Source organism: Paraconexibacter sp. (genome assembly GCF_041602235.1).
GTDB lineage: Bacteria > Actinomycetota > Thermoleophilia > Solirubrobacterales > Solirubrobacteraceae > Paraconexibacter.
This window is the reverse complement of record NZ_JBFIGP010000117.1, coordinates 1-10,557: the sequence shown is the minus strand read 5'-3', so window position 1 is coordinate 10,557 and position 10,557 is coordinate 1. Positions and strand designations below refer to the sequence as shown.

Below are 10,557 nucleotides of genomic sequence, written 5' to 3'. Positions count from 1 at the left end.
GATGATGCGCCCGGCGAACCGCCGGATGAAGCCCGGGTCCAGCAGCGCCATGTACCCGGCGAGCACCACGAGATCCGCGTCCCACGCGACGACCTGCTCGGCGAGGGCCCCGTCCCGCTGTGCGCGATCGGCGAACGCGTCGCGGGCGAAGACCGCGGTCGGCACGCCGGCCTCCGCGGCGCGTCGCAGCGCGGGCGCGCCCTCGCGGTCGCCGGCGACCCCGACGACCGCGATGCCGTCGCGCCCGTGGACGCGGTCGAGGATCGCCTGGAGGTTGGTGCCCGCCCCGGAGGCCAGGACGACGACGCGGAGCCCGCTCATACCGGCATGATCGCGCGCCGGGGCGCCGTCAACGTCGCCGGGTCCCCCTCGGTGACCGCCAGGAGCCGCTGCGCGAGCAGGGCGTCGACCCTGGCGTGCAGCTCATCGGCGGGCAGATGCTCGAAGGCGGCGTACTCCGGAAGGCCGTCGTAGGCGTGCCGCAGGATCGTCCGCGAGCGACCTCCCCGGAGGATCTCGACGAGCGTCGTGCGATCGACCGGCGGCCCGGCGCGGCGCACGACGGACAGGATCGCGCGGTCCACGTCGAGGCCGTCGACCGTCGTGACACCACCCGTCGCGCCGTCGACCCGGCGTCCGGCTGCCGGCCGCCGCACCCCGGTCGGCGGACGGGCGGGCCCGGGCAGCACGCTCGGGTCGCAGACGTCACAGCAGGGACCCGACGGCGCTCCGCGCGGACCGTCGCCGAAGTGCCGCAGGATCGTGCTGCGCCGACACCGACGCCCCTCGGCGAACGCCCACACCGTCCGGTACTGCGCCCAGCGAGCGCGCTGTCCCTCCCCGGCCGACACCCGGCAGGCGGCCTTGGCACGCGCGTCGTACGCGGCGACGATGCGCCCCTGCACGCGGTCGACCGTCGACGGCGACGGCTCGAACACGCCGGCCCGTGACAGGTGGCCGATGATCGCGCGAACGCGGTCGGTGGTCTCACCTACCGCGAGTTCCGTCACCGGGATGTCGACGCGGCCGTCGACGGCCGCGCGGAGCAGGTGCTCGGCGACACGGTCGAGCGCCGCGTCATCGATCTCGGCCCGCTGGATGAAGAAGACGTGCAGGCCCTTGTCCTTGGGTGTCGCGAACAGGAGGGCCCGGGCCGCATGGCCGTCGCGCCCTGCGCGCCCCGCCTCCTGGTAGTACGCCTCCAGGGAGACGGGGACGCCGTCGTGGGCGACCGTGCGGACGTCCGCCTTGTCGATGCCCATCCCGAACGCGTTGGTCGCGACGACCACCTCCGTGGTCCCATCCGTGAACCGCCGCTGCACCTCGGACCGGTGACCTCGGGCCATGCCGGCGTGATAGGCGTCGCACCCGATCCCGAGGTCGGCCGCGATCCGCGCGGCGAGCTGCTCGGCGCCCTGCCGCGTGCCCGCGTAGACGATGGCCGGACGGGCATCGGACGACGCGAGCGCATGGACGATCCGACGCGCGCGATCGGTCGGCGAGTCGCACGGCACCACGGCGAACGTGAGGTTCGGGCGGTCGAACCCGGTCGCGATCCGCGCGGGGTCGCGCAGTCCGAGCCGGGCGACGACGTCCGCGGCGACCTGCGGCGTCGCCGTCGCGGTCGAGGCGACGATGGCCGTGGCACCGAGCCGGCGGGCGGCGTCACCGAGGCGGAAGTAGTCGGGCCGGAAGTCGTGTCCCCATTGGGAGACGCAGTGGGCCTCGTCGACCACGAACAGGCCGATGCGGGCCTCCCCGAGCTGCCGCAGGAAGGACGGGGACGCGAAGCGCTCCGGCGCGACGAACAGCAGCCGCAGATCGCCGCGCGCCGCGCGGTGGATCGTCCGGCGGTTGACGGCCGCCTCCTGCTGCGCGCTGATCATCCCCGTGAGCCGCGGACCGTCCCGTGCCCCGCGGGACAGCCCCGAGATCTGGTCCTGCATGAGGGACACCAGGGGCGACACCACGAGCGTGAGGTCGTCCCGCATGAGGGCGGGCAACTGGTAGCAGAGGGACTTGCCGGCCCCGGTGGGCATGACGACGAGCACGTCCCTGTCGGCCACGGCGGCCGCCACGGCCTCCTCCTGCCCGGGGCGGAAGGCGTCGTGCCCGAAGTGGTGGCGCAGCGCCCCGTGGAGGTCCGTCATGGCGGCGAGCGACGTTAGCGACGCTGCCGGTCGCCGCCGCGGGTTCGTCACACCTCCGTGACGCATGTCACGGCCGGTGGCGAGCCTCAGCCGTCGACCGGGAAGACCGCGAGCATCTGCCCCGCCTCCCCGTCCGCTGCGCCCTCCGTGAACACGTAGGCGGTCAGCAACACGCCGCGCCCCCCTCCCGGGAGCGGCACGACACCCGCGGCGGCGTTGCCGAAGGAGCCCGAGCCGCCCGGCGTCCGGAACGCCAGGCGTCGCGCGTCGGTCCCTGCCGGATCCAGGACGTAGACCGACCAGGACCCGAAGTCCCTCGGTCGCCGCTGCCCCTCGACGAGCGTGAGCGGGACGCCCCGGAACGCGACGTGGGTGCGATCGCCGATGTTGCCCTCCACTCCCGAGCGCTCGAGCGGGTCGTCGATGTCGGGGGCCGGCCGGGCGACCCAGCGCGGCGCGGCCGTGCCGATGCCCGAGAGGGTCGCGCGCGCGTTGCGATCCACGGCGTCGGCGGTCAGGTAGTGGAAGCCCACCTCCGCGCTGGTGGCGGTGATCCGGCGCAGCGAGGGGGTGCCCTCGAACGCCCCCGCCACCTTCGAGAGGGTTCGCGGCGCGTCGTAGCGCCAGTCGGGCCGTCCCTGCGCGAGCGCGTCGTCGGTCGGGTAGCGCAGGAAGCGCAGGTGCCCGCGGCGCACGCCGTCGGGCCCGGCCTCGTCGATCTCCACCGCGAGCAGCCACCCGCCGTCCGGAAGCGCCGTGAGCGCGCCCTGGGAGGCGCGGTCCTGCAGGTCGCGCACGTGCCGCCACGACCGCAGGTCATCGGAGGCGAAGAGCCCGGTCACGAACCGGCCGGCACGGCGGCGGTGGGCGACGCCGAGGTAGAGGGGCCGGTCGAGGAGCACCGTGGACACGACGTCGAGCGCCTCCATGCGGGTGCCGTCGCGGGCCTTCACGTCGTAGCGGACCGTCGCGGCCGCCGACAGGTCCTCGATCGTCCGGGCGAGCGCCTCGCCCGCGCCGAGGCCGGCGGGTGGGTTCGGCCGGGATCCCGCCTCGGGCCGCTCCCGCTCCTCGCCGGCCATCAGCGCGCCGAACGCCAGCACCGCCACGAAGGCGGCCGCAGTCGTCGCGATCCACCTCACGACGGCGCGCGTGCCGTCAGCGGGCGGCGGACTGCGCCAGCGGCAGGGAGGTCTCGAGCGCGAACTTGCCGTTCGCCTCGGTGGTTCCCTGCAGCGGGTAGTTCCCGCTGAAGCAGGCGTCGCAGTGACGGCCCGGGTCGGCCGCGCCGACGGCCTCGTACACCCCGGTCAGCGAGAGGTACGCCAGCGAGTCGCACCCGAGATGAGCGGCGATCTCGTCCACGGTGCGGTTGTGCGCGACCATCTCCTCGCGCGTGCTCATGTCGACCCCGTAGTGGCACGGGTTCTTGATCGGCGGCGCCGAGCTGCGCATGTGCACTTCGCGCGCGCCGGCGTCCCGCAGCATCTGGACGATCTGGCGCGTCGTGTTCCCGCGCACGATCGAGTCGTCCACGACCACGAGCGACTTGCCGTCGACCACCTCGGGCAGCGGGTTGAACTTCAGCCGCAGGCCGTGCTTGCGCAGCTCCTGGCCCGGCTGGATGAACGTGCGGGCGATGTACCGGTTCTTGACGAAGCCCTCGCCCTGGGGGATGCCGGACGCGCGGGAGTAGCCACGGGCGGCCGGGTTGCCGGAGTCCGGGACGGCGATCACGAGATCGGCGCCCGGCGCGGGGGCCTCGCGCGCCAGGACGGCGCCCATGCGCTCGCGGGCGACCTGCAGCGATCCGCCGCCCATCTGCGAGTCGGGGCGGGCGAAGTAGATGTACTCGAAGACGCAGAACGCCTCGCGGGCGGCCGGGTCCCCGATCTGCCGGCTCGTGAGCCCGTCGGCGTCGAGGACGACCATCTCGCCCGGAGCGACGTCCCTGACGTACTCCGCTCCGATGGTCAGGAAGGCGCACGACTCGCTCGCCACGCACCAGGCGTCGCCGAACTTGCCCAGCGCCATCGGGCGGACCCCCGCGGGATCGCGGAAGGCCACGACCTTGTCGTTGGTCATCACGACCGTGGAGAACGCGCCGCGCAGCTGCGGGATGACGTCGGCGACCGCGTCCTCGATCGTCTCGGCGGGGTGGGAGGCGAGCGCCGCGGCGATGATCTCGGAGTCCGAGGTCGAGGAGAACGTGACGCCCTGCGCCCGGAGCTTGGCGTGCATCTCGACGGCGTTGATCAGGTTGCCGTTGTGCGCCAGCGCGAGCTCCCTGCGGTTCCCGCCCGAGCCCGCGGAGCGGTGCACCGGCTGGGAGTTCTCCCACTCGTTGGAGCCCGTGGTCGAGTACCGGACGTGCCCGATCGCGAGGTCCCCGCCGAGGGCCTGCAGGTCGTGCTCCTTGAACACCTGCGACACCAGGCCCAGGGCCCGCTGCGTGATGATGTAGCCGCCGGTGTCGGCGGCGGCGATGCCGGCCGATTCCTGGCCGCGGTGCTGGAGCGCGAACAGGGCGAAGTACGCGAGACGCGAGACCTCGTGCCCGGGACCGTAGATCCCGAACACCCCGCATTCGTCGCGCGGTCCTTCGCGGCCGTCCGGGTCCGCCATGGGAAGGGGAGCGCTGAGCCTCATGAGAAGACTGCCGGTGGGCGGCAGAGCCCGAGGGTAGCAGCGCGGGCGGGTGGCGCTGCGTGCGACGAGGAGCCCTCGTCCGGGGTTTCCCGGAAGGAGCGGGATCGGCACCTGGTCCTCGCGTGGCATCGTGTCGGAGCCCATGACCACCCCGACCCCGCCCCGATCACCTCTGCTGCGTCTGTGGGACTACGCGGCCCGGCACCGTCGGGCAACGCTGATCTCGGCGATGTGGAGCGTGCTGAACAAGCTCTTCGACATCGCGCCGGAGCTGCTGATCGGCGTCGCCGTGGACGTCGTGGTGCGCGGCGACGGCTCCATCGTCGCCGACGTGTTCGGGGTCGACGACCGCTTCCACCAGCTCCTCGTCGTCGGCGCGATCAACCTCGTCGTCTGGATCCTCGAGTCCCTGACCGAGTACCTGGCCGCGATCGGCTGGCGGTCCCTCGCCCAGACCATCGAGCACGAGGCGCGCATGGACGCCTACGCGCACGTCCAGCGCCTGGAGATGGGCGCGCTCGAGGACCGCGAGACCGGCGATCTGCTCGCGGTGCTCAACGACGACGTCAACCAGCTCGAGCGGTTCCTCGACGTCGGCGCCAACCGCATGATCCTGACGGTGATGAACGTGGTCCTCGTCGGCCTCGTGTTCGTGGTCATCTCACCGCTGCTCGCGCTGCTGGCCTTCCTCCCCATCCCGGTCATCGCCTTCGGCTCACTGGCGTTCCAGCGGCGACTCGAACCGCTGTACGCAGCCGTACGGGCGCGGGCGGGCGACGTCGCCGGGGTGCTCGCGAACAACCTCGCGGGCATCGCGACGATCAAGGCGTTCACCGCCGAGGAGCGTGAGGTCGACCGGATCGCCGCCGCATCCCAGGCCTACCGGGAGGCCAACCGCGATGCGATCCGCGTGTCGAGCGCGTTCGTGCCCCTGATCCGCATGGCGATCCTCGCGGGGTTCACGACGACGCTGATCGTCGGGGGCAAGGCGACGCTCGACGGCAACCTCGAGGTCGGCGCGTTCAGCGTGCTGGTGTTCATGACCCAGCGCCTGCTGTGGCCGCTGACGCAACTCGGCGAGGTGCTCGACCTCTACCAGCGCGGGATGGCCTCCACCCGCCGGATCCTCGACCTCCTCGACGTGCCGCCGCGGATCGTCGGCGGCCCGGGCCGGCTGGGCGGCGCCGCCGGATCCGTGCGCGGCGAGGTCCTCCTGCGGGGTGTGCGCTTCGCCTACCACCACGTGAGCCCCGACGCGCCCGAGGTGCTCCGGGGCATCGACCTGCACGTCCCGGCGGGCGAGACGCACGCGATCGTGGGTCCCACCGGCGCCGGGAAGTCGACCCTGGTGAAGCTGCTGCTGCGACTCGAGGACCCCACGAGCGGCACGATCTCCATCGACGGCACACCACTGCCCGACGTCTCGCTGGAGTCGCTGCGCGGCGCGATCGGGTACGTCGCGCAGGACGTCTTCCTCTTCAGCGGCACGGTGCGGGACAACGTCGCCTACGGCCGGCCCGGCGCGAGCGACGCGGAGGTCGAGCAGGCGCTCGCCGCCGCGGAGGCGCTCGACTTCGTCCGCGCGATGCCCGCCGGCGTCGACACCCTCGTCGGGGAGCGCGGCCTGCGCGTCAGCGGCGGCCAGCGCCAGCGCCTCTCGCTGGCCCGCGCGATCCTCCGCGACCCGCAGGTCCTGTTGCTCGACGAGGCCACCGCCGCGGTCGACACCGAGACCGAGGCGGCGATCCAGCGCTCGCTGCGCACGGTGAGCGCAGACCGCACCACGATCGTGATCGCGCATCGGCTCTCGACCGTGCGCCACGCCGACCGCATCCACGTGCTCGAGGCTGGGCAGGTCGTCGAGGCCGGCACGCACGACGACCTCGTCGTCGCCGGTGGCCGGTACGCCGCGCTGTGGAACGTGCAGATCGGCGAGGCCGGCGAGCCGGTCGAGTGACGCGCCGCCGGGCGGAGGCCCGCGACGGCCGTCCGCCTACCGGTTCACGGTCCGCAGCCCGCGCTCCGGCGTCCAGACCTCGATGACCAGCCCCGTGCGGTCCTCGTTGAGTCCCACGGTGGAGACCTCGTCGAGATCGAGGCGGAACAGGTGCGCGTCGCCGTGCTCATCCCCGAGCACGAGCCGCCGCCGGTCGGGGTCGTGCTCCTCGACCGCCCGGCCCGAGACCTTCGCGTCACCGGTCCAGTCCGGCGGGTCGTCCGAGCCGCTGTGCAGCGCGAAACGCGGATCGCGCCGGAGGTCGAGGGCCTTGCGCGCGGCCGACATGGAGCCGATCCAGAGATCCCCGTCGGCCCAGCGCGTCTCGATGCCGCTGATGCGAGGGGTCCCGTCGGCGCGGAGGGTGGCAAGGGTCTTGTGGACGCGGGCATCCAGACGCTCCCGCACCCGGGCGGCGAGCGCCGGAGCGGCGTCCTCGAGGTCGGAGAAGTGGGCCATGCGCAGCAGTGTGCCGACCCGCTCAGCGCACGCGACCAACACGTCGAAAACGATCACGCGCTGCATGCCGCCCGCCGGGCACGGCAGGATTGGGACGCCGTGACCGACCGCCTGCGTGATCTCCTGGACCTCGTCGTCGGATCGCTCGACGACGCCGGCCTCGACGGGCCGGCGCTGGCTCGCCGGGCGGCGTTCTCGCGCGACCACCTCGATCGGGTGCTGGCGAGCGCCACGGGTGAGACGCCGGTGGCGCTGCGCCGCCGTCTGCTCCTCGAGCGGGCCGCGTGGCAGTTGCGGGCCGAGCCGGACGTCCCCGTCTCGACGATCGCCCGTGCCGCCGGCTACACCTCGGCCGCGGCGTTCTCGCGCGCGTTCGCCCGGGCGTACGGCACGCCGCCCAGCGCGTTCGCGACGTCCGGCGCACCGGTGGCGATCCCGGCGCCCAACGGCATCCACTTCCACGCGCCCGCCGGGCTGCACCTGGCGGGTCCCGCCCGGGATCCTGGGCCGGCCACGCCTGCCCCACGCCGCCGCGACGTGCTCGACCGCCTGATCGGCCACCACCTCGACCGCACCCGTGACCTGCTCGACCGGGCCGAGCGCCTCACGCCCGGCGACCTCGATCGGGAGATGCGCCCCGGCCTCGTCATCGTCGACTTCGAGGGAGCGGAGCCGACGGCCCGGCAGATGGCGAACCGGCTGGTGGTGACCCTCGAGGTGTGGGTCGCCGCGATGGCCGGTGAGCCGCAGCCCCCGACGGAGCAGGACGACCTGATCCGCCGCTTCGACCACGCCGCGGCGGCCTTCTCGCGGATCGTCGCCCGCCTACGTGACCGCGACGCGTGGGACGACGCGTTCATCGACGCGCTCTGCGAGCCGCCCCAGGCGTTCACCTACGGCGGCGTGGTCGCGCACGTCATCGCCTACGGCGCGGTGCGGCGCGAGACGCTCGCCGCCGTCCTCACCGAGCTCGGCGCACCGCCGAGGACGAGCGCCGATCCCATCTCGTGGGAGAGCGAGCGCCAGGACCGCTCTGCGTCCACGCTCGCGTCTACGGGAAGAACGGCCGCAGGCCGTCGTGGGCCTCGCGCAACTCGTCCAGGGTGACGCTGAACGTCTCGGATCCGACGACGAAGTCGATCCCCTGTCCGCCGACCTCTCCGAAGATGTCGAGCGGGATCTTCTCGGCCAGGCGCTCGAGCGCCTCCTCGGACCCGGAGACGATGAACGCGCCGGGGCGCTCGCCGAACAGGATCGTGTCGACGACCTCGGGCGCCGTGGCCTCAGCGGTCGGCTCGCCGAGGAACCGGGCCCCCAGTCCGCCCGCCAGGCAGCTCTCCACCAGCGCGACCGCGCAGCCGCCCTCGGCGACGTCGTGTGCGCTGGAGAGGTCACCGCAGCGGACCGCCTCGCGGATCGCCTCCTGGGTCCGCAGGACGTGGTCGATGTCGAACTCGGGTAGGCCGTCGGGCAGGGCCTCTCCGCGCAGCTTCGCCAGCTCGGAGGCCTCCAGCGACGGCATGGCGTTCCAGCCCGCGAGCCCCCACAGGTCGCCCTCGCGCTGGAAGCCGAGGTTGCCCGCCTTCGTCACGTCGGGCAGCGCCCCGACCATGCCGACCACGGGGGTCGGGTAGATCGGACCGGCGCTGCCCTGGTTGTAGAGCGAGACGTTGCCTCCGACGATCGGCGCGTCGAGCGCGCGGCACGCCTCCCCCAGACCGCGGACGGCCTCGGTGAGCTGCCAGGCGATCTCGGGCTTCTCGGGGTTGCCGAAGTTCAGGTTGTTCGTGGTGCCCAGCGGCTTGGCGCCCGCGCACGCGAGGTTGGCCGCGCACTCGAGGGCCGCCTCGATCGTGCCCCGGTAGGGATCGGCGGCGACGCGACGGCCGTTGCAGTCGATCGACACGCCCAGGCCGCTGCCGTCCGGGAGTTGCAGCACGGCGGCGTCGCAGGTGTTCGGACGCCGCACGGTCCGCGACTGGACCACCGGGTCGTACTGCTCGAACAGCGGCAGACGGGAGGCGATGTTCGGCGAGCCGACCAGCGCCAGGAGCGAGTCGCGCGGGGAGGCGTCCGCGGCGAGCGTCGCTAGGGGCGCCGGATACAGCGGCGTCGGCGACTTGGCCGGGGCGAGGTCGTACAGGGGGCAGTCGTCGACCAGCGCCTCCACGGGCATCTCCCCGACCAGCTCGTCCCCGTCGAAGATGCGCATCTTCCGCGTGTCGGTGACCGACCCGATGACCGTGCCGTGCACGAGCCACTTGTCGGTGATCGCGATGACCTCGTCGACGTTCTCCGGCGTGCAGACGCAGAGCATCCGCTCCTGGGACTCGGAGACCATGATCTCGAAGGGCGCCATGCCCGGCTCCCGCAGCGGCACCTTGGCGACGTCGATGTCCATCCCGGTCTCGCCCTTGGACGCCATCTCCGACGCCGAGGACGTCAGCCCGGCGGCGCCGAGGTCCTGCAGCGCGACGAGCAGGCCCTTCTCCAGCAGTTCCAGCGAGCACTCCAGGAGCTTCTTCTCCTCGAACGGGTCGCCGACCTGGACGGTGGGGCGCTTGTCCTCGTCGGCCTCGCCGAGCTCCGCGGACGCGAGCACCGACGCGCCGCCGATGCCGTCGCGGCCGGTCGAGGCGCCGAACAGGATGAGCGGGTTGCCGACCCCGGTGGCCGCCGAGCGGATCATGTCCCCCGCGTTCGCGAGGCCGAGCGCCATCGCGTTGACCAGGCAGTTGGTCTCGTACGGCGCCTCGAAGTAGACCTCGCCGCCGATCGTCGGCACGCCGATCGAGTTGCCGTAGTGCCCGATGCCCGCGACCGCACGGTCGAGCAGGTAGCGCGAGCGCTCGCTCGTGGGCTCGCCGAACCGCAGCGCGTCGAGCACCGCGACCGGCCGTGCGCCGATCGCGAAGATGTCGCGCAGGATCCCGCCGACGCCGGTGGCGGCGCCCTGGAACGGCTCGACCGCCGACGGGTGGTTGTGCGACTCGACCTTGAAGGCGCAGATCAGGTCCCCACCGGCCGGCCCCACCTTGACCGCCCCGGCGTTCTCCCCGGGACCCATGAAGACCGCGTCACCCTCGGTCGGCAGCGTGCGCAGCAGCTTCTTGGAGTGCTTGTACGCGCAGTGCTCGCTCCACAGCAGCGAGAACATCGCGAGCTCGACCTCGTTGGGCTCACGCCCGTCGAGCTTCTCGATGACGAGCGCGTACTCCTCGCGCGTGAGGCCCAGGGCGATCGCTTGCTCGACCCCGGGGACGGACTGCTGTTCTGCGGGCACGGTCGGCACGGTACCAACGG

Annotated in this window: 8 protein-coding genes; 2 read left to right on the top strand and 6 right to left on the bottom strand. The window is 73.2% G+C overall.

Annotated features, from left to right (window positions below):
• The 4 genes from ABYE80_RS10990 to purF all read right to left on the bottom strand — a co-directional run.
• Positions 1 to 321: formyltransferase family protein (locus ABYE80_RS10990; RefSeq protein ID WP_372790320.1), on the bottom strand; the 321-nt coding region annotated here is incomplete at its 3' end.
• Complete coding sequence (locus tag ABYE80_RS10985; RefSeq protein ID WP_372790319.1) at positions 318 to 2,150, bottom strand: ATP-dependent DNA helicase RecQ; 1,833 nt, start codon at positions 2,148 to 2,150, stop codon at positions 318 to 320. The genes ABYE80_RS10990 and ABYE80_RS10985, both read right to left, overlap by 4 nt.
• Positions 2,151 to 2,236: 86 nt before the next feature.
• Positions 2,237 to 3,292 carry a hypothetical protein gene (locus ABYE80_RS10980; protein WP_372790318.1) on the bottom strand — a complete coding sequence of 352 codons (1,056 nt, stop codon included), beginning with the start codon at positions 3,290 to 3,292 and terminating at the stop codon, positions 2,237 to 2,239.
• 16 nt (positions 3,293 to 3,308) lie between these two features.
• Complete coding sequence (gene purF, locus ABYE80_RS10975) at positions 3,309 to 4,775, bottom strand: amidophosphoribosyltransferase (RefSeq protein WP_372790317.1); 1,467 nt, start codon at positions 4,773 to 4,775, stop codon at positions 3,309 to 3,311.
• Positions 4,776 to 4,941: 166 nt separating this feature from the next.
• On the opposite strand from purF, the gene ABYE80_RS10970 reads away from it, so the two are divergent.
• Positions 4,942 to 6,756 (top strand): ABC transporter ATP-binding protein, encoded by a 1,815-nt coding sequence (locus ABYE80_RS10970; protein ID WP_372790316.1) that lies wholly within the window; start codon positions 4,942 to 4,944, stop codon positions 6,754 to 6,756.
• A 36-nt stretch (positions 6,757 to 6,792) separates the two neighbouring features.
• Here the strand turns inward: ABYE80_RS10970 and ABYE80_RS10965 are convergent, their stop codons facing one another.
• A complete protein-coding gene (locus ABYE80_RS10965) occupies positions 6,793 to 7,254 on the bottom strand; it encodes a pyridoxamine 5'-phosphate oxidase family protein (protein ID WP_372790315.1) in 462 nt (153 codons plus the stop codon).
• 99 nt (positions 7,255 to 7,353) lie between these two features.
• On the opposite strand from ABYE80_RS10965, the gene ABYE80_RS10960 reads away from it, so the two are divergent.
• Positions 7,354 to 8,361 carry a helix-turn-helix domain-containing protein gene (locus ABYE80_RS10960; protein WP_372790314.1) on the top strand — a complete coding sequence of 336 codons (1,008 nt, stop codon included), beginning with the start codon at positions 7,354 to 7,356 and terminating at the stop codon, positions 8,359 to 8,361.
• On the opposite strand, the gene purL is transcribed toward ABYE80_RS10960, so the two are convergent.
• A complete protein-coding gene (gene purL, locus ABYE80_RS10955; protein ID WP_372790313.1) occupies positions 8,306 to 10,537 on the bottom strand; it encodes a phosphoribosylformylglycinamidine synthase subunit PurL in 2,232 nt (743 codons plus the stop codon). The genes ABYE80_RS10960 and purL overlap by 56 nt on opposite strands.
• Positions 10,538 to 10,557 lie beyond the last annotated feature (20 nt).